This is a genomic window from Prochlorococcus sp. MIT 1201 (assembly GCF_047303415.1).
Lineage (GTDB): Bacteria > Cyanobacteriota > Cyanobacteriia > PCC-6307 > Cyanobiaceae > Prochlorococcus > Prochlorococcus marinus_D.
Genome location: NZ_CP138947.1, coordinates 2,493,183 through 2,517,599, shown reverse-complemented (window position 1 = coordinate 2,517,599; position 24,417 = coordinate 2,493,183). Strand labels below are relative to the sequence as shown.

General features: G+C 54.4%; 24 protein-coding genes. 12 read left to right on the top strand and 12 right to left on the bottom strand.

The window, feature by feature from the left end; translation table 11 throughout:
- Window positions 1–3: 3 nt before the first annotated feature.
- Complete coding sequence (locus SIB41_RS12150) at window positions 4–1,230, bottom strand: glycosyltransferase family 4 protein (RefSeq protein WP_413359298.1); 1,227 nt, start codon at window positions 1,228–1,230, stop codon at window positions 4–6.
- Between SIB41_RS12150 and SIB41_RS12145 the strand changes: the two genes are divergently transcribed.
- From SIB41_RS12145 to SIB41_RS12115, 7 genes are all read left to right on the top strand, one after another.
- Entirely contained in the window at window positions 1,198–1,758 is a 561-nt protein-coding gene (locus SIB41_RS12145; RefSeq protein WP_413359296.1) for a hypothetical protein, read from the top strand. The genes SIB41_RS12150 and SIB41_RS12145 overlap by 33 nt on opposite strands.
- Before the next feature lie 10 nt (window positions 1,759–1,768).
- Complete coding sequence (locus tag SIB41_RS12140) at window positions 1,769–2,491, top strand: peptidylprolyl isomerase (RefSeq protein WP_413359294.1); 723 nt, start codon at window positions 1,769–1,771, stop codon at window positions 2,489–2,491.
- On the top strand, window positions 2,488–5,454 hold the full coding sequence (locus SIB41_RS12135) for an ABC transporter transmembrane domain-containing protein (protein WP_413359292.1): 2,967 nt from the start codon (window positions 2,488–2,490) through the stop codon (window positions 5,452–5,454). The genes SIB41_RS12140 and SIB41_RS12135 overlap by 4 nt, the downstream gene beginning before the upstream one ends.
- Window positions 5,454–6,605, top strand: a complete 1,152-nt coding sequence (locus tag SIB41_RS12130; RefSeq protein ID WP_413359290.1) for an HlyD family secretion protein — start codon at window positions 5,454–5,456, stop codon at window positions 6,603–6,605. The genes SIB41_RS12135 and SIB41_RS12130 overlap by 1 nt, the downstream gene beginning before the upstream one ends.
- 281 nt (window positions 6,606–6,886) lie before the next feature.
- A complete protein-coding gene (locus tag SIB41_RS12125) occupies window positions 6,887–8,242 on the top strand; it encodes a beta strand repeat-containing protein (RefSeq protein ID WP_413359288.1) in 1,356 nt (451 codons plus the stop codon).
- 83 nt (window positions 8,243–8,325) lie between these two features.
- Window positions 8,326–9,990: a beta strand repeat-containing protein gene (locus SIB41_RS12120; RefSeq protein ID WP_413359286.1), complete on the top strand. Its 1,665-nt coding sequence runs from the start codon at window positions 8,326–8,328 to the stop codon at window positions 9,988–9,990.
- Window positions 9,991–10,273: 283 nt separating this feature from the next.
- Window positions 10,274–12,199: a tetratricopeptide repeat protein gene (locus tag SIB41_RS12115; RefSeq protein ID WP_413359284.1), complete on the top strand. Its 1,926-nt coding sequence runs from the start codon at window positions 10,274–10,276 to the stop codon at window positions 12,197–12,199.
- A 9-nt stretch (window positions 12,200–12,208) separates the two neighbouring features.
- Here SIB41_RS12115 and SIB41_RS12110 read toward each other — a convergent pair whose 3' ends face one another.
- From SIB41_RS12110 to SIB41_RS12100, 3 genes are read right to left on the bottom strand one after another with little or no spacing between them, the layout of a single operon-like run.
- Window positions 12,209–12,979, bottom strand: coding sequence for a cephalosporin hydroxylase family protein (locus SIB41_RS12110; RefSeq protein WP_413359282.1), 771 nt, complete (start codon window positions 12,977–12,979; stop codon window positions 12,209–12,211).
- Between the two features lie 8 nt (window positions 12,980–12,987).
- Window positions 12,988–13,794 (bottom strand): NAD-dependent epimerase/dehydratase family protein, encoded by an 807-nt coding sequence (locus tag SIB41_RS12105; RefSeq protein ID WP_413359279.1) that lies wholly within the window; start codon window positions 13,792–13,794, stop codon window positions 12,988–12,990.
- Window positions 13,795–14,313 carry an acyltransferase gene (locus SIB41_RS12100; RefSeq protein ID WP_413359277.1) on the bottom strand — a complete coding sequence of 173 codons (519 nt, stop codon included), beginning with the start codon at window positions 14,311–14,313 and terminating at the stop codon, window positions 13,795–13,797.
- Between the two features lie 81 nt (window positions 14,314–14,394).
- On the opposite strand from SIB41_RS12100, the gene SIB41_RS12095 reads away from it, so the two are divergent.
- Window positions 14,395–14,736, top strand: coding sequence for a hypothetical protein (locus tag SIB41_RS12095; RefSeq protein ID WP_413359275.1), 342 nt, complete (start codon window positions 14,395–14,397; stop codon window positions 14,734–14,736).
- Window positions 14,737–14,744: 8 nt separating this feature from the next.
- Here SIB41_RS12095 and SIB41_RS12090 read toward each other — a convergent pair whose 3' ends face one another.
- From SIB41_RS12090 to SIB41_RS12070, 5 genes are read right to left on the bottom strand one after another with little or no spacing between them, the layout of a single operon-like run.
- The gene (locus SIB41_RS12090) at window positions 14,745–15,950 is read right to left on the bottom strand and encodes a methyltransferase domain-containing protein (RefSeq protein ID WP_413359273.1); all 1,206 of its coding nucleotides are present in this window, start codon (window positions 15,948–15,950) and stop codon (window positions 14,745–14,747) included.
- A gap of 9 nt (window positions 15,951–15,959) precedes the next feature.
- A complete protein-coding gene (locus SIB41_RS12085) occupies window positions 15,960–16,511 on the bottom strand; it encodes a dTDP-4-dehydrorhamnose 3,5-epimerase family protein (protein WP_413359271.1) in 552 nt (183 codons plus the stop codon).
- Entirely contained in the window at window positions 16,501–17,616 is a 1,116-nt protein-coding gene (gene rfbG / locus SIB41_RS12080) for a CDP-glucose 4,6-dehydratase (RefSeq protein WP_413361553.1), read from the bottom strand. The genes SIB41_RS12085 and rfbG overlap by 11 nt, the downstream gene beginning before the upstream one ends.
- Window positions 17,607–18,383, bottom strand: coding sequence for a glucose-1-phosphate cytidylyltransferase (gene rfbF, locus SIB41_RS12075; RefSeq protein ID WP_413359269.1), 777 nt, complete (start codon window positions 18,381–18,383; stop codon window positions 17,607–17,609). The genes rfbG and rfbF overlap by 10 nt, the downstream gene beginning before the upstream one ends.
- Complete coding sequence (locus SIB41_RS12070; protein WP_413359267.1) at window positions 18,380–19,288, bottom strand: hypothetical protein; 909 nt, start codon at window positions 19,286–19,288, stop codon at window positions 18,380–18,382. Before SIB41_RS12070 ends, rfbF begins: the two co-directional genes overlap by 4 nt.
- Window positions 19,289–19,341: 53 nt before the next feature.
- Between SIB41_RS12070 and SIB41_RS12065 the strand changes: the two genes are divergently transcribed.
- Together SIB41_RS12065 and SIB41_RS12060 are read left to right on the top strand one after the other, a co-directional pair.
- Window positions 19,342–20,583: a glycosyltransferase family 4 protein gene (locus tag SIB41_RS12065; protein WP_413359265.1), complete on the top strand. Its 1,242-nt coding sequence runs from the start codon at window positions 19,342–19,344 to the stop codon at window positions 20,581–20,583.
- A complete protein-coding gene (locus tag SIB41_RS12060) occupies window positions 20,583–20,993 on the top strand; it encodes a hypothetical protein (protein ID WP_413359262.1) in 411 nt (136 codons plus the stop codon). Before SIB41_RS12065 ends, SIB41_RS12060 begins: the two co-directional genes overlap by 1 nt.
- Here SIB41_RS12060 and SIB41_RS12055 read toward each other — a convergent pair.
- Together SIB41_RS12055 and SIB41_RS12050 are read right to left on the bottom strand one after the other, a co-directional pair.
- Window positions 20,978–21,718, bottom strand: a complete 741-nt coding sequence (locus tag SIB41_RS12055) for a glycosyltransferase family 32 protein (RefSeq protein ID WP_413359259.1) — start codon at window positions 21,716–21,718, stop codon at window positions 20,978–20,980. The two genes, SIB41_RS12060 and SIB41_RS12055, sit on opposite strands and share 16 nt — an antisense overlap.
- Complete coding sequence (locus SIB41_RS12050) at window positions 21,708–22,133, bottom strand: hypothetical protein (protein WP_413359256.1); 426 nt, start codon at window positions 22,131–22,133, stop codon at window positions 21,708–21,710. The genes SIB41_RS12055 and SIB41_RS12050 overlap by 11 nt, the downstream gene beginning before the upstream one ends.
- Before the next feature lie 90 nt (window positions 22,134–22,223).
- On the opposite strand from SIB41_RS12050, the gene SIB41_RS12045 reads away from it, so the two are divergent.
- Window positions 22,224–22,898, top strand: a complete 675-nt coding sequence (locus SIB41_RS12045; RefSeq protein WP_413359253.1) for a hypothetical protein — start codon at window positions 22,224–22,226, stop codon at window positions 22,896–22,898.
- A gap of 50 nt (window positions 22,899–22,948) precedes the next feature.
- On the opposite strand, the gene SIB41_RS12040 is transcribed toward SIB41_RS12045, so the two are convergent.
- Window positions 22,949–23,710, bottom strand: coding sequence for a sulfotransferase domain-containing protein (locus SIB41_RS12040; protein WP_413359252.1), 762 nt, complete (start codon window positions 23,708–23,710; stop codon window positions 22,949–22,951).
- Window positions 23,711–23,799: 89 nt separating this feature from the next.
- Here SIB41_RS12040 and SIB41_RS12035 point away from each other — a divergent pair, with 89 nt between their 5' ends.
- On the top strand, window positions 23,800–24,342 hold the full coding sequence (locus SIB41_RS12035; RefSeq protein WP_413359250.1) for a hypothetical protein: 543 nt from the start codon (window positions 23,800–23,802) through the stop codon (window positions 24,340–24,342).
- Window positions 24,343–24,417 lie beyond the last annotated feature (75 nt).

Genomic DNA, 24,417 nt, shown 5'->3' with positions numbered 1-24,417 from the left:
TCATCACTTCGGCAACCAATCAACCAGGCCCATTTTGGCCAGCCACACCAGGGTGGTCTCTAAGAACGGCCGTCGCTCCAACGAGACTCCAGCGCACAGATCCGCCACGCTGAGACCGGACACACCGGCAGTCTCCAACACCTGCAAGGCCTTAAGAGCCTCTTCGGGTGTGCCTCGCAATCCTGGATACATACCGTTGAGCCTCACAGCAAGACGACCCTCAAGGTCAGCAGCCTTCACCCCAGCAGCCAGCCTTAGCGACATATGAGGCTCGAGCACGTCGGTGGCGAAATGACGGAAATCCGCAAAGGGTTCACCACGGCAAGGATCAAGCCGAGAGCCTGCAGCCGCTTCAACAGAATCCGCGGACTGGCGCCGCACAGCCAGCTCCTCGAACAACTCGCGGTAGAGCCGGGCCACCTGCGGCCAGGAGAACATCAACTGAGCGCGCTGCTGAGCGGCCGCACCCATCACCCGGCGCTGATCAGCACTTTCGGCCAGACGCAACAATGCGGCAGCGGCCTGCTGCACGTGCACAGCCGTGTGCTGCGCCGATGCGCCCACGTAGGTTTGATAGGCCTCCAGTTCAAGGCTGTGCAAACCCGCCAGCAGCTCACCAGGCAGCCCCCCAGGACTGCCTAGCGTCGGCACCAGAACGCCATCCACACCATCACGAACGGTGTAGCGATAGCCGTCCCAATCACTTACCACCACCGGCAGTCCGGCGGCCATCGCCTCGATCGGTGTGAGCCCGAAGGTCTCTTGAATGTTGTCGACCAGAGACAGGAATACATCCGCAGCCGCCCAGCTCTGGGCCACCAAATGCGGATCATTGCCATCCATCACCAATACATTTAGATCCGGCGCCAACAAATCAGCCGCCTGCTTGTAGAGCTGCATCTCAGGCTCACCGCCGGGGAACCAGCCAACGAGGGCGAAATGCATCCTGCGGTTGCTCTGCTCCGACGCCTGTCGCATCGCCAGGAACATGCTCTGCGGGAAGGCCTTCTCGTAATACGAGAGGCGCCCCACCCAGAGCACCAGGATGTCGTCATCCGCGATCGACAGCCGTTCACGCAGCGCGGAACGCGCCTGTTGATCAGCGCCCTGACGAGCCAGCCGATCCGTGTCTACTGCCAGGGGGATCAGCGGCAGCTGAGGCCGGGGTGTTCGGGTGGCCCCAAGACGAGCGGTGAGGTGCTCGACCAGGCCATCGAACATCCCCTCCATCGCCTGCTGTACTGCGGGCGACGTGCACACCAAGGCATCCCAGGCCTGGGTAGGCGCCAACGCCGCAGCGGCAATCTGCTCGCGAACCGCCGGGGGAGCGATCGTATGGATCAGGCCCACAAGGCTGTAGGTCTTATCAAGGCCGGCGCTGCGGCGCAGCCAGGAGAGCTCAGCCAGATAAGGCTGACCGCGCAGGAGGGTGCCGTGGCGTGCAGGCCAACTGGTGTTGTTGAGAGCAGCGGAGGTCAGACGGACCTCTTCGGCAGTGTCGAGCGCCGCTGCCAGCTGCTCCCCGCTGAGGCCCACCTGGTTAAGCACCGCCACATCTGTGAAACCGCCGTAATTCAACAGACCACGAAACAGCGCCGCGTTGGCGATGTCTTTTCCAAAGGGATTGACAGGTCGTGCCAGGTGCCCCTGAGGATGAAACAGGCTGAGGCCATGGAGCGGAGCAGACATGGCTCACCACCAACGACAATGACAATGACAAGAGTCACTCAAAACGATCACGGAGACGAGAGCAACTAAGCTCGCCGCCATGAGCACCGAACACGTCCTCCTGACCGAATTACAGCGGTACAACCTGCTGATTCCGCTGCTCAAGAGTCGGATCACTGAGGAGGCCGTTGGCAATGAACAGCCACCCTCTGAAGATCTGGAGAAGGCGAGAGCACAATTTTTCCAGCAAAACAAACTGAACGATCCCGAAGCCGTTCAGGGGTTTCTGAAACAACAGGGCTGGAGCGAGGAGGATCTCGATTGGCAGATCGCTTTGCCGCTGCGAACCAAGGCGCACTGCCGCAACCACTACCGGCACAAAGCCGAAGCCCACTTCCTAAACAGGAAGAACCAGCTAGACCGAGTAGTCTACAGCCTACTGAGAACCAAAGATTTATTTTTGGCTCGAGAGCTATACCTGCGCATCGATGGCGGTGAAGCGGATTTCGGCGATCTGGCCTCGCAGTTTGCGGAAGGCCCCGAACGCAACACCAAGGGAGTCATCGGCCCGGTGCCGATGACTCAGGCTCACCCAACTTTGGCCGAAACTCTTCGCACTGCCAAACCGGGAGTGCTAATGCACCCCATACGGATCGGCGAATGGTGGCTGGTCATCCGCCTGGAGAGCTACACGCCGGCAACCTTTAATGACGACATGGCCGATCACCTCAGCCTAGAGCTTTTTAACCAATGGGTGAATGAGGAGTCTGCCCGTAGGATAAAAACCCTCAAGGATTTAGGTGTCGCACCGACCGCCGAATGACGCAGCCGACTTCCGACACCTCATCTTCGATCAAAACCACCTTCCGCCAACTCAAAGCCTTTGTAGGCATAAGCCCTGAAGCTGAGCAGAAACTGCAGGAGCAAAGCACGCTCCTGCGTTTCCGCATCGGCCAGCCACTGGCAGAAGAAGAAATATTGCCTACACACGCCTACTGGGTCCTGGAAGGGGAATGCAGGCTGATCGGCAATGAAAGAGACCGCCTCGCAACCCTGGCGCGAATGAGTCGGGGGAGTTGCGTGGGCCTCGCGTCCCTGCTAAGGGCGAAACCTTGCGAGATGGTGACGGCGTCTACAGTTGTTGTCGCTTTGGCCGTGCCGGACAAGCTGATCGTTGAGCTCTACGGCTCGGAATCAAGCTTTCGAAGATGGTGCAACCAGTCGCTCTGGCCTGCGGAAGTGGCAGACATCATCAGACTGCATCTCCAACGCAACGCTCGCAGTGACAACTCGCTGCTCAACAAGCTGGCCACCGTTGCCCAGACGGCGCGATTGCTCACTGCTTCCGACCAACAAGACGTCGCGTCGGTTCAGAAGGCTGCCAACGGCCGAACACTGTTCGTCGCCAGCGCCAACACGGACCAGTCCATTGGCTCAGTACTGGATCCAGGCCAGCCTCTGCCCGTGGCACGACAACCTTTCGACCTACGCGTGGTGAGCATCCCATCGCAGGTGATCGAGCAGACGATCAAAACTGAGAAAGACGACAAAGCGGAAACCTTTGCGGCCGAAGCCCACGCCAGCGATGCGCCGACGCTGATCCAACGGGGAGGCCTCAATCTGGGTCAGCCCAACCCCTTGAGCGATTTCAAACTTATCCGAGCGGAAGGGGAACTGGAGGAAACACTGGCGTGCTTCCAGATGCTGGCTGCGCAGATGAAACTTCCGTTCCGACGCGACTCGATCGAAAAGATCCTACGCGAAAGCCTTAAACGTGGACAGAGTCCGAACATCCAGCTGTGCGGGCAACTGGGAGCCAGTCTTGGTTTACATGTGGTCAGCGCCATGACACCAGCCGGGATGGGGATTCGGCTTCAGGTACCGAGCATGCTGTCTTGGCAGGGCGGATTTGCTCTGGCCATCCGCAGCGATGCCAATGGACTGACGCTGGCAAGTCCCAACCAGGGCATCGTGACGTTGAGCCCTGAACAGCTGGATGCGGAGTTTCCTGAGGGGATCGAAATCCTGCTGATGGAGAAGACGATCAACACCCCCGAGCAGCGCTTTGGGCCTAGTTGGTTCATGCCCGCGCTGAGCCGCTACAAGGGCGTGCTCGCGCAGGTGCTCGTGGCCTCCTTCGTTGTACAGCTCTTCGGACTGGCCAATCCACTACTGATCCAGGTGATCATCGACAAGGTGATCTCCCAGCGAAGCCTCGACACCCTCCAAGTTCTCGGCATCGGCCTTGTGATCGTGACCGTACTAGAAGGCGTGCTAGGCAGCCTACGCACGTTCCTGTTCACAGAAACCACCAACAGGATCGATCAACGACTTGGTGCTGAGGTCATTGACCATCTCCTACGGCTGCCGTTGGGTTATTTCGACCGACGGCCTGTGGGGGAACTGGGCACTCGGGTGGCTGAACTTGAAACGATCAGGAATTTCCTCACCGGTACAGCGCTCACCACTGTTCTAGATGCGGCATTTTCGGTGATTTATATCGTGGTCATGGCGTTTTACAGCTGGCTGCTGACACTGGTTGCCCTGGCTGTTTTGCCAATTCAGATCGGTCTCACGCTACTAGGCGCACCTCTGTTCAGGAGGCAAGCCCGTCAGGCCGCCGAGGAGAATGCCAAGACACAGAGCCATCTGGTTGAAGTGCTGACAGGCATTCAGACCGTCAAAGCACAGAACGTGGAAATGGTTAGTCGTTGGAAATGGCAAGAGTTCTACTCCCAATACATTGCCAAAACCTTCGAAAAGACGATCACTGGCACAGCAGTAACCCAGACCAGCCAGGTTCTTCAGAAGCTTTCGCAACTTCTGGTTCTATGGGTTGGAGCGGCATTGGTTCTGCGTGGAGAACTGACCCTGGGTCAGTTGATCGCCTTCCGAATCATTTCGGGCTACGTCACACAGCCTCTGCTGCGGCTTTCAACCATCTGGCAGAACATTCAGGAACTGAAGGTGAGTTTCGAGCGTCTTGCCGATGTGATCGACACACCGATTGAATCCAATCAGGCTGATCAGGCAAAAATCCCCCTGCCTCCGATCCAGGGAGCCGTGCAATTTGAAGATGTAAATTTCGCATTTAAAGCCGATCAGGCGCCCGTTCTCAGAAACATCAATCTGTCATTCAACTCCGGCACCTTCGTGGGAATTGTCGGCCAGAGCGGCAGCGGCAAGAGCTCCTTGATGAAACTGCTTCCACGCCTGTATTCACCAAACAGCGGTCGCGTCAAGATCGATGGGTACGACATCGACAAAATCGAGCTTTACTCACTACGCAGGCAGATTGGGATCGTCCCTCAAGATCCTCTGCTCTTTTCCGGAACGGTATCCGACAACATTGCACTCACCAACCCTGATGCAGACAGCGAAGACATCGTGCGGGCAGCGAAACTTGCCTGCGCCCATGATTTCATCATGGAACTGCCAATGGGGTACAGCACTCGGGTTGGCGAACGAGGAGGGTCACTCAGTGGTGGGCAACGGCAACGGATCGCGATCGCACGCACACTGCTCAGCAACCCAAAGCTGCTGGTAATGGATGAAGCCACAAGTGCGCTGGATTACGAAACCGAACGCAGACTGTGTGACAATCTTCTCGACAATCTTTCCGATTGCACTGTTTTCTTTATCACACACCGTCTGTCAACAATAAGACGCGCCAATCGAGTGATGATGATGCATCAAGGAGCGATCGTGGAAGAAGGAACACATGATTCGCTGATGGCCATGAATGGTCGTTATTACGCGCTGTACCGTCAGCAGGAATCTAGCTAATGAAACTTCTCAAGCGTGCTCAGACAGCTCTAGAGCAAAGAGTTTCATCGAGCAAACATAATGAGTCCGTGCTACGGCAATCCAACCGTTGGGTTACGTCAATCACTTGGGGGCTGATCGCTACAACCGGCTTGTCAATCTCTTGGCTGGCACTTGCCAAAACCGAAGAAATCGTTGTAGCACCCGGCACGCTCGTACCAATCGGCTCCGTGCAGGAGATCCAGATGCAACTGGGCGGCATCGTTAGTGAAATTCTGGTCAAAGATGGTGATCGAGTGAAGGCCGGCCAGGCGTTGATCAAACTCGATACCGAAGCATCAGCACAGAGACTCCGATCCATCAATGAAAATCTGGGGCTAACACAACGCCAGCTAGAGCTGAAACAACTTGAACTTGATCGCTACAAACGACTCAATCAAGATTCGATCAAGACACTCAACGACAAGATCGTCTTCGAGAAGGAAATTCTTGAACGCTATAGAGTTCTAGCGGAAGTGGGTGCTTCGGCTGAGCTGCAATATCTGCAACAACGCAACACTTTGCAGGAGGTTGAAGGAAGACTGAGGGAAAGCAAACTTGACGGGCTGCGCCAACAAGCCATCCTTGGCCAAGACATTCAACGCCTGAAAGCGGAGATCTCCAGCCTCCATTCAGAGCTTGCCGAAACCAAAGTGACCCTCCGCTATCAAGTGCTTCGCTCACCAGTGGATGGCGTGGTATTTGACCTGCAGCCTAAAGGTCGTGGTTACACAGGGCAGGCCAGCGAAACGCTGATGAAGATCGTTCCGTTCAATGCGCTGGAAGCCAAAGTCGAGATTCCAAGCAGCGATATCGGTTTTGTGCGCAGCGGCATGAAAGTGGATCTCAGCATCGATTCGTTTCCAGCCACGGATTTTGGAGTACTGCACGGCCAAGTCAGCCAGCTTGGATCGGATGCACTTCCTCCTGATCCCGCCAAACAAGAACTCGAATATCGCTACCCAGCAATCATTTCCCTCAAAAGCCAGACCCTTTCGCTCAAAAACGGCCAAAATCTGATGCTGCAACCTGGAATGAGCCTGACGGCGAATATCAAATTGAGAAAAGTGAGTTATTTACAACTACTTATTGGAGGATTCAAGGACAAAACAGATTCGCTTCGACAGCTTTAGCTTCTATTACATAGATACTCATAAACGACAGTAAGGCTTTGATTATTTTGGAGCGCCTAGTAGTACAGATGCTCACAATCTTGATTCAGCAATGGCCAGGTTTTAAGAGCATTGATCGAACTAGTGCCCGAACTCCGCCCACAATGTCAGCAAAAGACAACCTTAAAATTGTCCGGTTCGGTTGGCAGTTATCACCAGAAGCTATTAATATTTCGAACGAGTTGACGAGTCCCCCGCGGAGCCCGTAAGCTCATTGTTCAAACTTTCCTTAAAACATCCCCTTGGCTTTTACAACCATTCCGGGCTCCGGCGCAGCCGCTACCACCATTGTAGGTACCTCCGGGGTCGACTTCGGCAGCATCACTTCGATAGATAACTATTTCGTCGGTGCTCAGCAGGGTGGAGACACCATCGGTGTGACTTCTAACCTGAGCAACGGCACCATGAAGGGCGGCCAGGGCAATGACACCGTTTCATTCACCGCCGGTGCGTCCCTTACCTCCAGCTGGCTCAACGCCAATTCCAACGCCGACACCATCGGCAATGCCGCTGGCAACGCCAACTTCTTCGCCAGCACCGTACAGGGTGGCCAAGGCAACGACACCTTTCAAATTGGAACCGTTGAAGAAACCTTGGTCAATGGCAACAAGAATAACGACAGCATCGCGTCAGTTACTACTGCCACTGCAACTCTGTATGGCGGTCAAGGAAACGACACTCTCAACAGCACAGCCACTGCAAGTTCAACCGTCAGCGGCGATCTTGCTGACGATCAAATAACAATCGGCGGCGGCAACCAGACCAGCTCCACCTTTAACGGTGGCGATGGCAATGACAGCGTCAGCATCAACGCATCAACTGCTGCTACCAACACCTTCACCAGCAATACCATCAATGGTGGCGCAGGTAACGACAACATCACAACTGCTGGTGGTGCACGCGCGCTCTCCGCGGGCACTGTCGTAAATGGCGATGCAGGCATCGACAACATCAACCTGGCTGCATTCACTCAAGTCATTACCATTAATGGTGGAGATGATGGAGACGTCATTACTTCCGGTACCGCTGCAGACGTAGTGGATGGTGGTGCTGGAAACGACACTATTACCAATACCAACGCCGCTACTAGCAACGACACCATCACAGGTGGTACCGGTGCTGACAGCATCACCACTTCTGCGTTGGGTACAACAGAGCAGATCAATCAGAAAGCTGGTGATTCCATCGCTGCTACTGGCGGTATGACCAACCTGACGGGTGCAGGACTAATTGCTAATGGCGCCACCACCGTCACGTTTGCCAATGGCGTCGATATCATCACCGCGGCCATCACTGCTACCGACTTCCTAGCAACAGGAATCGCAGGCACCGCTACAGCTGCCAATAACGGTGTTATGGACACTGCTGTTGGTGGTTCATTTGCAATGGACTTCCGCGCAGCTACCGCAGGTAACTACCTGATTCGTGGTACCTACACCCTTGGTACCGGCGTCTTCCTCGTCGCTAATGGTGGTGCTGACATGCTCTTCATTCAGACAAATGGTGGAGACCTAACCGCTGCTGCAAACGTAGGAACCTCCAGCATGATTCTTGTTGGATCCGGTGGTGTTACAACAAACGCCGACCTAATCGTCTGATCTGTACTTCTACCGATCATTTACAGCGCCTCCCCCGAATGGAGGCGTTTTTTTTCTACCTCTGAAAATCACGCCTCCATTCAATGGCCTTCACAACACTTCCTGGAACCAGCGGAGCTGCTACCACTCTCGTTGGAACATCAGGGATAGACTCGGTTTCCATCGGAGCTGATCTAACTGCCAATGTCTTCGTTGGCGCCCAACAAGCTGCTGACGTCGTCAATCTGACCGGTGCTGCCACCCGCTCTCAGTTCAGCATCAAAGGTGGCCAAGGCGCAGACACTTTCAGCTTTGCGGGAAGCACACTCGACAAAAGTTTCATTAACGGCAATGCCAATGTCGATACATTTGGCAGCGACACAGACCGCGCTCAGCTGACCACCTCCACAATCCGTGGTGGGCAAGGCATCGATTCCATCTTTGTGAGTAATGCCAGCGGTTCGTTCGTGAATGGCAACAAGCAGGCCGACACGATCAATTTATCTGGTGTTGCAGCCGCCTCAGAAATCCATGGCGGTGCCGACAACGACAACCTCACAATCGGCAACTTAGCCCAACTCACCGACACCCTTGTTCATGGTGATAAAGGCAACGACACCATCACGGTAACCCTTCAAGCTGGTCAAGAAGGCATCTCCAACAACTCAACCGTACAAGGTGGAGAAGGAAACGACACCCTCAACGGCTCAACAGCAACAGCTTCACTGCTCATGGCAGGTGGCACTAGCAGCGACAGTCTTGATGGCGGCAGTAACACCGACACAATCAACGGTGGCGATGGGGCTGACAGCATTGACGGCAACGCAGGCGCTGATCAGTTGTCAGGCGGTGATGGCAACGATGAGTTTATTTACCAAAATGCAACTGATCTGTTCTCTGGAGCTGGCCCTGTTCAAACGGTTGACCTCATCGATGGGCAAGGTGGAATTGATGAGATCGTAATCAACAACGAAGGAAGGGCATTCACAATTACCGCTGCAAATACATGGGATCCTTCTTCAAGAGGTCTAGAAAGGATTACAGCTTTTGGAGGCGCAACAGGTAACGTAAGCGTAACCATCGATGATGATGCAGCGGGTATTGGTATAACCCGCATCGACCTTTCTGCCGATACTACCGCCGCTGGCAACGATACAATCAGTGGAGCAACAGTAACCAATGCGTTCAACCTCACCCTGATAGGTAGTGCTGGTAGTAATAACGCGATTGGTGGCGCAGGCACTGACACCATAGACGGAGGTCTTGGAGTCGACAATCTGTCGGGTGGCCTGGGCACTGACTCAATCAGCGGTGGCGTAGGCACTGACACCATCGATTCAGGCCAACAGGCTGACACTATTACCGGAGGTGATGGAGCCGACGATTTCGTTATGGAATCGACTGGAGCTGCCTTCGTGGGTGCAAACGCCGATACAATCCTAAACTTCGTTCAAGGTGCTGCGGGTGATGCGTTACGTTGTACCGCAGCTAACTTCGCTGGACTTACTGCTGGACAAGCGACGAATTTCCTAGCTGCCGCTGGTGGTTCAGCAAATGCAGCAGCAACCATCATGGTTGGTACCACCGCTCAGCTCGGTGCCATTACTGGTGGTGCCGCAAAAGGCAACACTCGCATGGCTTACAACGTCACTACCGGTCAGTGGCTTTACGATGCTAATGGTGACTGGGCAGCTGGAAGTATTGTTATCGCCAACTGCGCGGGGCTTACGCTTGCTGGCCTTAACACAGCCAACCTCGTATTCGCTTGATACTCAAAGCTTGCAATTGCAAGCTTTGATTCCATTCTTTCAAAAACCGCCCCTTTGGGCGGTTTTTTATTAATGACAATAAGTCCTCAATGATCAGGATTAATTGCACAACAATATTGACAAGCGAAAGCATTACTCTTAAACAACTAGATTTCAGACAAAAAGACAAGCAGCCAACAAAAGTCGAACGACTTCAATACAGAAAGCGCTGCCAAAATAAGCGAAATATACGCAGGTTATAATTAGCGGGTTGAACAAAATTCCACAACACACCCCTAAGTAGGTGCCGAACAGAAAATCCAGCAACAAGCGCCAGGCCCAAGGCTTTAATACTGACAGCAAAGAGGATATCAATGCCATAGCATTAAAGTACATCAAAGAAAGAAACTGGAACAAGGCCATTGATACATTGACTGCAGCCAGATCAGGTTCCAAGTCAGTCCTAAAACAACAGGTCAATCAAGTCTTCAATGAAGCTGTTAAAGCAGGTCAGCAAAACAAAGACCTAGATTCCCTTGCATTGCATTGCCAGCTGCTTGCACTCGACCCTGGTCATGCCATCGGCATGCGCAATTTTGCAATGCTGTTAAAACGATCAGGCCAGTACCAAGCAGCACATCATTTCATCAAAAAATCTCTGGCCATCAAGCCAGATTGCCCAAACGGGCTGAATACACTCGGCACCATACTGGCGGATCTAGGCAAAAACGAAGAAGCCATAGAAGTCTTTAAAAAAGCATTGGCGGCCGACCCATCTAATTGCAACGCGCACAATAATCTCGCCAATCAATATCATCTTAATGCCGAGATTGACCTGGCATTCATTCACACAAGCCGTGCCATCAAAGAAGAAAGTACCCGAGCTGTACTCTGGCTAGACCACTTAACGCATCTCAATAGAGTATGTGACTACGAAAGGCTGGACAAAATTAACTGGTGGAATGTATTGAACCTGATACCTCCGGGATGGATATCAACGTCCTTTCTTCAAGTGCTGACGCTGAGCGAAACTGAAGACGAGCAAAAGTTACTGCTCCATGTGATCGAACGGTGGGGTGACACTCAACAACAACAAGCAATCGAACAACCAATCGAAGCCTTCTCGAAACCTCCGATCAGCGACCGGGAGCCCCTCCGCATCGGCTTCATCAGTGCCGACTTCCGAGACCATTCAGTGGCCCGCTTCATTTGGCCACTGTTTGAAAATCTGGATCGCAGTGAATTCTCACTGTATTGCTACAGCACATATCAAGCAAAAGACGCCTGGAGAGAAAAATTCGAAAGCAGTGCAACGAAGCTGCGAGAAGTCAGTGACCTTTCTCCACAGCAATTATCGGAAGTGATTAGAAGAGATGAAATTCATGTTCTGTTTGATCTCACCGGATTCACCAACGGTTCCCGTACTGGATCACTGGCCTGGAGGGCGGCACCTGCACAAGTGAGCTGGTTGGGTTTTCCAGGCACAAGTGGATTGAAGACAATGGATTATCTGTTCCTTGATCAATATCTCACTCCAACAAATCAGGAATTTATTACGGAACGACCTTTGCAAAGCCGTGGAACCACAGTGTGTTTTTCAGAAATCGAACCAGCACCAATCACACCAACAATTCCTGAGAAACAACGCGGCTACCTAACCTTCGGCACGCTCAACAACACTTACAAGATGACGCGCCGTACCATCAAACGATGGGCCTCCACTCTCCAGGAATTACCCACCGCGCAGTTTTTGTTTGTCAGAAGAGAGTTCCAAAGCCACCTGCTGCGTCAGAACATTCTCAAGGAGTTTGAGAGAGAAGGCATCAGCAGAGAACGCATTCACTTCTACAACAATCGCCTGGAGAATCGTCATTACCTTGATTGCTACAACGAAATTGACCTCACTCTCGACACTTTTCCCGTGACAGGAGGAACCACAACAACAGACGCCCTCTGGATGGGAGTGCCTGTGATAGGCCTGGAAGGTCCCAACATCCACCAGAGAGTCTGCAGCGCCATTCTTCACCATGCAGGCCATCCAGAATGGATCGCCCGATCCGAGCAGGAATTCAAGCAGATTGCACTCAACCTGGCCGGAGATCAGCAACTCCGCATGCAACTCAGGCAATCACTGCGAGAGGAAATCAAACAATCTCGTCTCTGTGATTCCATTCAATTCGCTAGCGACTTCAGCGACTGCATGCGACAACTCCGACAGTCCCTTGCTTGAGTTCGAGCGTCAATTGCCATCCGATCGACGACGCAGGTAGGCCTGAGGCCAATAAGTCACGCGCTGACGGACCGTACCTTCATTGAACGGCCACTGAGGTTCATGGGCTTCAAACTCAGGATGAGTCTTCAGGAAGTTCTGGACTGCGCTGATCGGATTGTTCCAACTCCAATCCGATTCAGTCCGCGGGGCACCAGCCACCTGCTGCATGATTCCATCGCAAGCCACGATGTAGCTACCCAGGCTGACCAAAGGCCCATATGCCTCCAGTTCAGCGGCGACATGGTGCTGACTGTGGTTGCTATCGAGCAGCACCAGCACCGTTTCGGCTGCACCAATCCGATCATGCACCTGCTGCACCACATCCGGCGCCGTCGAGCTGCCCTCAACCAATGCAATCATCGGACTGAGGCGATGCGCCTCAATTGCTTCCCTGTTGTGAGGACGAATCTCGATATCAATGCCGATCACACGGCCTTTGCCCATCGCCGCACACACTCCCGCGTAAAAGATCAGTGAGCCCCCATGGGCGACTCCAGTTTCCACGATCACATCAGGCTGCAACTGATAAATCAGCTCCTGGATGCGCATCATGTCCTCGGGCAGCTGAATCACCGGCCGACCCAGCCAGGAGAAGCCGTAGACATATTTTGTATCCCAACCAGAGCGAAGCCAGGCCCGGCTGATCAACTCAAATGCCTCAGGATCAGCCAGGTTTAATTCGCGATCGTTATGGCGAATAACACCGGCCGCCTCGTCGTACTCAAACCGAAAGCTCATGCACTGCTCTAGGACTGCAGGAGAGTCTGCTGGAAAGGTGCGCCAGGTGGATCAAACTCCGCCGACAATCGTTCAATCGACAGTGGAGGGAAGCTGAAGTCACCAGTTGCCCGTGGCACGAAGCACACGTGCACACCCTGACTCTCGAGCCAATCAGCAACCTCTGCATGACTGGTATTAAAGCCGGATCCCAGGTTGTACAAACGCTGCCGCCCCTCCACTGCTATCAGCGGTAGCAAGCGGACGACATCCGCCAAAGCGACATAGTCTTTGGCCATCCCAGCAGGTTGCTCAATCATGACCTGGCTATTCCCTCTAGCTTCCTCCAGCAAGGAGCCAACGAACGTGCTAGACGGCTGACCAGCACCCACCACATTGCTGATCCTTGCCACCTTCAGGCCAGGCCGAGGGTCCTGCAACACCAAGGCTTCTCCCATCAGCTTGGAGAGGTTGTAGAGATCGGAGGGATCACTGCTTAGGCAGGGCACAGCCACGGATTCATTGGTGTTTCTGCTGCGCGAATAGACCCTGGTGGATGACAGCAGAAGCAACTGCGACAAACCGGAGCGTTGCAGCACCTGACTGAGCAGCCCCACATGGGCTTCAGCCGTGGCAAAAGGGCGCTCCCGGAAATCAGCCGTAAGACCAATGGCATAAATAACAGGCCCGAGCTGATCATCCCGGGCAAGCCATGCCGGGAGTTCAGCCCGATCCACAGGCATCACCTCGCGACCTCTTCGCCGCAGGTCAGAAACCAACGCCGAACCGATCCAGCCAGCAGCTCCCAAAACCGTAACCGGCTTCATGTCAACCATTCACCCAACGCGCGCATCGATCGGCATGGCCGGTGTTCCGCAACAGATGCTGTAAGCCGGCAATTCTCCGCGTACAAGAGATCCGGCAGCCAAAACACAGCCGCGTCGGAGAACCGTCCCATCAAGCAGCACACAATTAGCGCCAATCCAGACATCATCTTCGATCACAATGCCACCGCGACTGGGTTCAAATCCCTGCTCACGGATCAAGCGGTTGCGATCACGGAAGGAATGGTTAACGGGCGCAAGCGTGCAATTCGCCGCAATCAGCACATCATTACCGATGATGATGCCATTACCTGAGTAGAGGACACAGCCTGAATTGAGATAGCAACGCTCCCCGAGCCGAACATCACCAAGACCACCAGCAGGCTTGATCTTGACGAAACTGTCGATCCTGCATCCAGCACCGATCACGATCCGAGTGCTCCGTTGCGAACGCTCCAGATCGGCAAGCTCCGAGACCTGGGCAGAAGGATGGATTGAGATCAAACCATGATTATCGCTTGCGAACTCCATCACTCGATGCGTCTTATCCCCTCTATTAGCGCATCTTTGCCCGGGTCGGTGCGATCCTCTCAATCAACCCAAGCCGAACGGATGAGTTCAACTGCCAACCAGCTACTGACCGTCAACGGCGCCCACTATGACATCAGTCAGCTCCCTCCGGAAGGTCAGAAACTGCTCTCTCTTCTCACCGAAGCGCAGAGCGAGCTCACCAGACTGGAAACCCGCAAAGAGCTGCTCCTGGCCAGTCAGCAACAGCTTTTATCTGGACTGAAGCCACTGCTGCCGGCACCGCTGCCCAATCCGAACGAGAAAGCTGCAACCATTCTCGGAAAAGCGTCAGACTTCATCCCGACGACACCGGTCACCGAACCCACCGAACAGCCGGCACCTTTCCCTGAGACCCTCCCGGATGAGTTCCGAGCTCGGCAATAATCCATCGCTTATCCAAATAGTCTGAGATCCGGAATCGCAGTGGCCAGTCGCCGGCCAGGCCACTGCTTCGACACCTCCTCAATCAGGTTCCAAGGCAGCACCAACAAGGTGTAAGGGTCACGCTCAGCAAGCTGCTCCGGGCTGATCACCGGGATGTGACTACCGGGCAAATGCTTACCCTGTTTACTGGTGGCCCGATCCGCCACCGCTGGCAACAGATCAAAACGAACCCCCGCATAGTTGAGCAGCGTGTTCCCCTTCGCTGCAGCGCCGTAACCCATCACGCTTCGCCCCACCTGCTGCTCCTGCAGAAGAAAACGCAGAAGTCCATTCTTGGCGGCTTCTGCTCTGCGTTGAAAATCGACCCAAGCTCCAAGGGTCTCAAGACCGGCAGCCTGTTCCTGAAGTTGCATAGACCTGACCGATGCACTCGACTCCAGACCGGCGGCCTGAGGGGCTAGCCACAACCGCAGGCTGCCTCCATGGGTCGACAATTCCTCCACATCCACAACCACCAGTCCTGCCGTCGCGGCGATCCGCTGCACCACCTGAAGACTGAGATAGCTGTAATGCTCGTGGTAAATGGTGTCGAATTGGTTGCCCTGCAGCAGTCGCAACAGATGCGGGCATTCAATAGATGCAAGTCCTGTGGGCTTGAGCAGCCGGGCGATGCCTGCAAGAAAATCATTGATGTCAGGAACATGTGCCAGCACGTTATTGGCCACCACCAGATCCGCCGGATCCAGCTTCTCCGCCAGCTCCAGCCCGAAGAACCGTTCCAGCGTTGGGATCCCTTTGCTCCGCGCCGCTTCAGCCGTCGCCCAGGTGGGCTCGATCCCCAGACAAGAAATCCCACGTTCTTGAACGTATTGCAACAGATAACCATCGTTAGAGGCCAGCTCCACCACATGGCTCTGCGAACCCAGCGTCAACCGCTCCACTGCTTCGGCAACGAACCGCTCCGCATGGGCGCACCAACTGGTGGAGGTACTGGAGAAATAGGCGTAGTCGGGGGTGAACAGATCCGCTGCCGCCGCATGAGCCGGCAGCTGCACCAGCCAGCACTCGCTGCACACCAGCAGCCGCAGGGGATAGGTGAGTTCCGGACCCGCCAACTGCTCAGAACTGAGGTAGGCATTGCTAGGGGGTTGATGACCCAGATCAATCACCTGGTGATCCAAGGGTGAACCGCAGTGACGGCAGGCGTGCTTCATGTCAGGAGCTTATGGCTGATCCGCCATGAGCAGCGGTAATTCCTGGTCACGGGCACTCAGGCCACGGGGCTTCAGGGGCCAGGGGATCGCCAGATCAGGGTCACAACAGTGAACGCCGGTTTCCGCCTCCGGCACCCAGACGCCTGAGTGGAGGTAAAGCAGCTCACTGCCGGGGGCAAGTACCTGGAACCCATGGGCACAGCCCTCGGGGATGAGCAGGGCATTGGCCGCCTCGGGGGTGAGCTCCACAGCATGCCACTGGCCCCGGGTAACGGAACCGGGGCGCAGATCCACTGCCACATCCCATACCCGACCGCGCAGGCAGCGCACCAGCTTTGCTTCGCTATGGGGTGCAGCCTGCCAATGCAGTCCGCGCACGCTGCCCTCCTCCTCCGTGCGGCTGAGGTTCACCTGGGCAATCGAGCGCGTCCCCCAGGCCTGGGCAAACCCCGGCTCCTGAGCACGGAAGCCATTGAGGAACGCTCCTCGTGGATCGCGAACAGACTGCCCTACCAGCTCCCACACCCCAACGATCCCGGTAGCTCGAACGTCAGTGGCCATCAACCGCCGCTCCGTAAGCCTGCAGATCCGCCAGACAGCAGGCAAGAGGCGACTCTCCCTGATTCACGCGCCGATACCATTCGGCGGTGCGGGCCGCGGTGGTCGCAAAGGTCCAGCGCGGCTTCCATCCCAGCTGAAGGTGGGCCCGGTCCGCTACCAGATGCAGGCGTCCGGCTTCATGGGGAGCTGCCGGATCGGAGGCATCACACCAGCCGGCAGCCCCTGGCCAGTGCTGCAACAGATGCTCCACAAGCTCCCGCACGGAGCGATTGGCGTCCAGCTCCGGGCCGAAGTTGTAAGCGGTGGCATGGCGCTGAGGATCGACACTGAGCTGCTCAGCCAGCTGCAGGTAGCCCGCAAGAGGCTCGAGCACATGCTGCCAAGGTCTGATGGAGCCTGGATTGCGCACCGTGATCGGCAGCCCAAGAGCCGCGGCCCGCATCGCATCAGGCACGATCCGATCTGCCGCCCAGTCACCACCACCGATCACATTGCCAGCCCTGGCTGTGGCAAGCGCCAAGGACGACGTCTGGTGGGCGGCCTTGCCGCAGAAACTGGACCGCCAACTTGCCGCCATCAGTTCCATCGCCGCCTTACTGGCGCTGTAGGGGTCATGGCCGCCGAGTCGATCCTCCTCCCGATAGCCCCACTCCCATTCGCGGTTGGCATACACCTTGTCGGTGGTCACCAGAACCACGCTGCAGGGATGCGGCAACGGACGCAACGCCTCCAGCAGCTGGAGACTGCCCTGCACATTGGTGCTCCACGTGCCGAGCGGATCGCTGTAACTACGGCGCACCAGCGGCTGGGCTGCCAAATGCAGCACCACTTCCGGCCGGGCCTCGGCCACCGCCGCCTCTGCCGCCGCAGGATCACGGAGATCACCGATCCGGTAGCGCGTTCCTAGGCGTTCCGCCAGGCCGAGTGCCGTGAACAGCGGCTGCGCCGGGGATGCCACTGGCTCTGGCTCCAGGGCCAGACCATGCAGCTCAGCCCCCAGTTCCAGCAACCACAGCGCCAGCCAGCTGCCCTTGAAACCTGTATGCCCCGTGAGCAAAACCCGGCGGCCGCGCCAGAAGTCTGGATTCAACGCCTTCAAGCCCACTGCTTCCAAGGAGCACGCCCCTGCCGCCAAAGCTGCTCCAGCAGATTGCGTTCCCGCAGCGTGTCCATCGGCTGCCAGAAACCTTGATGGCGAAACGCGACCAACTCCCCATCCTCTGCCAGCCCGCGCAGAGGCTCCACCTCCCAGCTCGTGGCGTCGCCTGCGATGCGCTGCAGCACTACTGGATCCAGCACAAAAAAGCCACCATTAATCCAACCCCCATCACCCTGGGGCTTCTCGACGAAACCATCCACGAGCTCACCTCCCTCAGCGAGTGCAAGGCTGCCGTAGCGGCCGGGAGGCTGCACCGACGTAACCGTGGCGGCCCGGCCATGACTGCGGTGAAAGGCAACCAGAGCGGTCAGATCAACATCAGCCAATCCATCGCCATAGGTGAAACAGAACGGCTCCTGATCGAGATAGGCCGCGACACGTTTCAGACGCCCACCAGTGTTGGTGCTGTCACCAGTATCCACAAGCGTCACTCGCCAGGGTTCCGCGTTGCGGCGATGCACCTCCATATGCCCATCGGACATGTGGAAGGTGACATCACTACTGTGCAGAAAATAGTTGGCGAAATACTCCTTGATTACATATCCCTTGTAACCGCAGCAGATCACGAAGTCATTGATGCCGTGGTGGCTATAAAGCTTGAGGATGTGCCAGAGGATCGGACGGCCTCCGATTTCCACCATCGGTTTGGGCTTGAGATGCGTTTCCTCACTGATGCGGGTGCCGAGTCCACCCGCAAGAATGACTGCTCTCATGACATCACTTCACGCCGGGGAAAAGTATTGAGCGTCTCCAAAAACGACGGATTCCCATGCTCAATGGTTAAAAATTCGCGACAGGCCAGGGAAGGCTTGAGAACAGCGAAATGGTTGAGAACGGTTCCCGTGGCGGCCGTTTCAAGAGGCCCAATAAATGGTTCGGGTGGCCAGGAAGCGCCACGAAGCAACTCCAGCTGAGGAGCACTGATGCAAAAGCTGCCGGAATGAGGATTGGCGACTTGGGCAAACTCAATCTCCTGACCGTCCCAAAAGCGCACGCGCGTCTGGATCACTTCATCACTGGCCCAGACCGGCTCAATCTGATCAATCGGCTTGATCGGCCCATCAACGAACAAATACTGCGGTGCATGCGCTGCCGAAGGCTCACGGCGATGGGGCATCAATACAAACTGATGATCAGTCAGGTCATGAAACCAGGCAATTTTATCGACGTAGCGTGAATCATGAATCACGAGATCATCTTCCAGATAGAGTGACAAAGCAGCAGGATCCGAAAAGTCAAGCAACTGACGTACGGTTCCGAGCGGCAACTGACGAGGATCCTCGAGATCGAGACGATGGAGATGAATCCGAGGCGAAAATTGCTCGACCACCTCCTGAATCCAGAAGTCACCGCAAACAAAGACATGCAGCTCCACAAGCACTCCCGGCAGACCTGCCACCGTCGAGGCAGGAGTGCGCTCCAGCTGCAGCTCCGCGATGTTGATCATCCAGTCTTGCAATGAACGATTCAGCCCGAGAACACTGCCAAGACAGCGCGCTAGCGCCAGGCTTCGAGGCAGGCGATTGCCACAACGACCCGAGCCGTAGCCACCACTCCCATCACTAGCCCCTTCCTGGAAGAAGTGAGGAACAACAACCCGCAAGCGCAGAGCGGACAAATTGAATGCTGGGCAATGCAGCTCCATAATCAAACACGCCTCATGCCTTTGCTGTGAAGCTGCTGTTCGTGCATCAGGGCTTCCCAGGCCAGTACATCCACGTGCTACGTGCTCTCGATGCTCAAAGAAGCCACCAGATCATCGGTCTCGGTATCGAGGAATCCGCTGAAGAGCTGCCGCAGGGCGTGCAGTATTTCCGCTACGGAATCAGCCGCAGCAACCAACCTGGGCTCCATTCCTGGGTCACAGATATCGAGACCAAAACCATCCGGGGGGAATCTTGCGCCCATGCCGCCTCACAGCTGAAGGAGAAGGGCTTCACCCCAGATCTGATCTGCGGCCATCCCGGCTGGGGTGAACTGCTGTTTCTCAAGGATGTATGGCCTGAGGTGCCCCTGCTCACCTACGAAGAGTTTTTCTACAATGCCCGCGGCTTCGACTACGACTTCGACCCGGAGCTGCAAGGGGAGCCCGCATGGCAACAGTGCGCTGGCATCCGGATGAAAACCGCCAACCATCTGCTCAACCTCCAAGCAAGCACCTGGGCAATCACCCCTACGGAGTTCCAACGCAGTAGCTACCCACCGGGCTTTCGTGATCGCATCAGCGTGATTCACGACGGGATCGACACCGAGAAGGCCTGCCCTGCGAAACAGCCCCGCAACCTCACCCTGGCTGATGGCACGGTGCTAACACCGGGCGAGAAAATCGTCACCTTCGTGAACCGCAGCCTCGAGCCCTACCGTGGCTGTCACTCAATGATCCGTGCCATCCCGCATCTGCAGAGGCTTGTACCCGACGCCAAGCTGGTGATGGTGGGAAACACGAGCGGCATCAGCTACGGCGCCGTCTGCCCGGACGGGGAGTGGAAGGATGTTTTTCTCGAGGAGATCGAAGGCGATTACGACCCCAGCCGTGTGCACTTCACCGGCATGGTTCCCTACAAGGAATTCATTCCGCTTCTGCAACTTTCGCAAGCCCATGTGTACCTCACCTATCCCTTTGTACTCAGCTGGAGCTTGCTCGAAGCAATGAGTTGCGGCTGTGCAGTTGTAGGGTCAGATTCTGCTCCCGTTAGGGAGGTGATCGAACACGGGCACAACGGCTTGCTGGTGAATTTCTTCAGGCCGGATCAGCTGGCTGAATCAATTGCTGAACTACTGGAGAATCGCTCCCTGGCAGAAGAACTGGGCATCGCTGCCCGCAAGACAATAGTGAGTCGTTTTCAACTAAATACCTGCGTGCAGCAACAACTGGCACTGATTCATCTAGTGGCCAGTGGGGCCCTGAGCTGATGACGCCACCAGAATCGCTGCCGCCGAAAGCCTGCGTCCATCTTTTTCTGCAGCAAGCACAACGACTCGGCATCGCAGTCGAATGGAAAAAGCAGAGTGCACACAAATTTGATGCGGCCTATTTCGCCTCTCCAGGTACTCCAGGGCACATCGTGCTGACTGAGAGGGAGCCAAAGCCAAGTCCTGCAAAGATCTGCACCTTTCTGAGCCATGAAATGGTGCATGTACTGCAGCACTGGAAGGGAAATTTGAATTCACTAGAACCTCTTGGCTGGCCACGAGACGGTGCGGCAGTCGGAGATCATCGATGGGCACAGGAGCAGGAGGCCTACACCGCACAGAGTCAGCCTCGCAAGGTGCTCCAGGCCATCAGCAAGCTCAAACCAGTGTCGGCTCAGGATTCGCCATAAACGCGGCGCTGCTCCCAGAGATCCTCATAGTTGTTGGTGCCTTCCCGTTTGCCGAACAAGACATCGTCAGGAGCCATCCAACCCTTCTTGAAGAGCGCCAGAATCTGGCCATCCGGCAACACGAACGCCAGATTGCGCCTGTCATGATTCGGCGTCAGGGCCATCAGATGGCCGCAAACATGTGCTGAACTTTGCTCGTGCCCTGCTATGGAAGCCCCCAGCACCGATGGACCCGTGGGGCAATAAATTGAGATGCCGTAGTACTCCTCACGGCAATGACGCACCACTGTCTCAATTGCTTTTTCCAAAACACCCAGCCGGGGACGCGCGTAGAGGAGTGAATTCGACACGTCAAAAAGGCTGCGTCCCGGCACCACGCCATCCCCGAGGTCAAAGAAATACACCATGTCGATGCTCGACTCCAAGTGCTCGACCCTTTGGCGCATGAGGGTGCTGATATCGGCATACCATCCGCCATGCTGATAAAGCAGGCAATAACGTCCAAGATCAGCCTTATATGCATAGGGCCTGAGCTTGTCGTATGCAGCCACCACCTCACCACCAAAATGCTGGGCAATGAAGGTCCTCAGGCTCTCGTCGTTATGCCGGGTGTAGTGATATGCCGCAAAGGACTGCTGCACTGAATCGATCGCTCCCTGTAGTAGCTCCGGCGGATCCCCATCGTCATCCGAGATGAAGATCTGAACGATCGAGTCAATAGGCATCGAATCCCCCACTCAAAGGTGCCTCTGGTGATGACAACTTCACTTTCTCAAGCGCTAACGCCACAACAATTATTGGCGAATGGATCAACGGTAGAAAGCACGACGAGACCATCACCCATACGGGGAGTGTCAACAACTCATCTCTTTTGGTGGTCAGGGAAATGACGCCATCACCCACAGCACATCCGTAGTAACCAATACAACAGTTGCTGGTGGCTTGGGCAACGACACCCTGACATTCAACCTTGCCAAACTGGACCTTATTGGCACTGCGAGTGGTTGTGGCGACAGTGTTGATGCCATCCCTTTGAAACAATCCGGGCTCACCAGTCAGACCATTTTTGTTAACAGCAACGCAGGCACTGATACCATCGTTTGTACTGCTCTTGGGAACGCTTCTCTCTTCGGAGGTCAAGGCGTCTACTCAATTACAGCCAATGGTTCTGCAACCAAGGTTGTTGGTAGAGCTTGTACGCCAATACAGAAGATCAAGTCTGCGCCAAAGATGAAACAAGCCAATCCAAACGTTAATGCTACTAGTGCTTCACTCCCTCCTCAAGGAGAAATTGGAGTAGAAACTCTTGGCCATCGACAATATGTAGGGGGCATGTGGGAAGAAATTGGATTGCTCCAATTTAATTTTCTCAAATCACAAGGGATCAAGCCAACAGATACTTTCCTCGATATCGCCTGTGGTGCGCTAAGGCTTGGCATCCATTTAATACCTTATCTTGAAAAAGGTCATTATCTGGGTATTGAAAAAGAACAGACATTGATTAATGCAGGACTAAAAAAGGAACTTGGAGAATCCCTAGCCGAAGAGAAAGAGCCGATTTTAATTTGCGATAAAAACTTTTCCTTTGACAAGTTTGGCCGCAGAATTGATATGGCGATTGCGCAGTCTTTGTTCACACATCTTTCGCCAGAGACAATTGAGCAATGCATGAAAAACTTAAAGCCATACATGAATAAAAGCTCTGTCTTTTATGCCACTTATTTTGAATCTCAATCTAAAGCAGTTATTCCAAGTCAATCACATGATCATGGATACTTTGCTTACACCAAAAGTCAAATGCTAGATTTCGGAAATAGGATGGGCTTCGATGCAGAGTACCTTGGCGACTGGAAGCACCCAAGGAGCCAAGTGATGGTTGCCTACCGTCCAAGCCCAGAAGCATAATTCAAAATAAAATCAAGAAACACTTAGGAATTTAGGCTAAATATGAATCACTATTCTTCCCAAACAATGTTCATCTTTTCTTCAGCCCAATGATATGTAGGAAGTAACTTTTCTCGCAAAGATCTACGCACGCTTGACAATACTCCGGCTGACTCTCCAAAACCAGCATTTGCCGGCTGCCGCAATTGCGGCAAAGGACAATCATCGAGTTGCAAAAATAACAAGACACGATCCCAAACAAGCTGTGGCGTATAAAATAAATCCTCGCTACGCAATACCAAAATCTGCGTAGGCTTAAAAAACACGTTTAAGCGTGTCAACTGTTGCTCGTAACAACTTCGACTAACATAACTATAAAGTTGATGGCTTAAATGATGACTATCATCAGCGATAAGAAATTCCTCAGCACCATTCAAGCGATCAGACTCTAATCGAAGAGCATCTTCTAGTTCCAGAGGCTCAAGACCCAACCTTTTGCAATGAAAAAAATGTGACAGTGCTCGCTCCACTGGATCGCGCAATAAAACGATCAGTCGAACTTTAGGGTTCAATGCATGGATACGTTCAGGAGCCTGTGGATGGAAAATATAATAAGGTGTAATATCTCCACAACATTGATTCGCACTGGCTTGCTCAAATTGTCTCTGATACCAAGATTTACCTTTGATATAGTTGAACGTAAAGTAATGAACCTCCTTCACCGCTGGCAAAAACACATCAGGATGTTGCTCCAACATCTTCTGCAATGTAGTGGTTCCGCCTTTCTGAACGCCGACCCCCAGGAAATACGGAAAACCAAACCCCATAAGCATCACATAACAGAGCTGACAATAGCAATCATCTTATGATTATCGCTGATCAATTCGTCTGGTTGCATCTACCGAAAACAGCTGGTACATCCATGAACCAAATGTTTCGCAATCGCCGAATCATAGGCTTACATGTCGATGCAGACGACACCACCCATAAGCATGATTCTGTTGCTCTGCGAGAAAGCCGAGGGCAATGGCGAGCTGAAGAGCGCCAGCGTTTCATCACATGCCGCCGACTAGAACATTGGCTAATCAGCGACTGGCAGCACAAACGTAGACATATGGACCTGCCAAATCTGGATTTTGAACCGGTGCGCAGCGGACTCACATACTCTCTACGTCTTGGCGGAACCTGGGTGGCAGCAGATTGGTGGCTCCAATATTTTGAGATCGACGAAAGGGTGATTAGCCTACGCCTAGAACACCTAAATGACGACCTCAATCAAAAACTTCTACCATTACTATCACCTGAAACGAATCCTTTTGAAGGGCTGCCACGAGAAAACACTAAACCAAAAATGCTGCAGAGTCAACCAAGCTTTAACAAGACAGATCTAAGCAGGATTGCTTCAACAAACCCATGCTGGAATGCTTGGCAAAAGAAAATCTATGGCGATGAAATAGGAGCATAAAAAGAGCTAACATTCTCGATAAAGCATCGAGGAGGCACTATCGAACCTATCAAGCTTTCATTCAATATTGCGTGC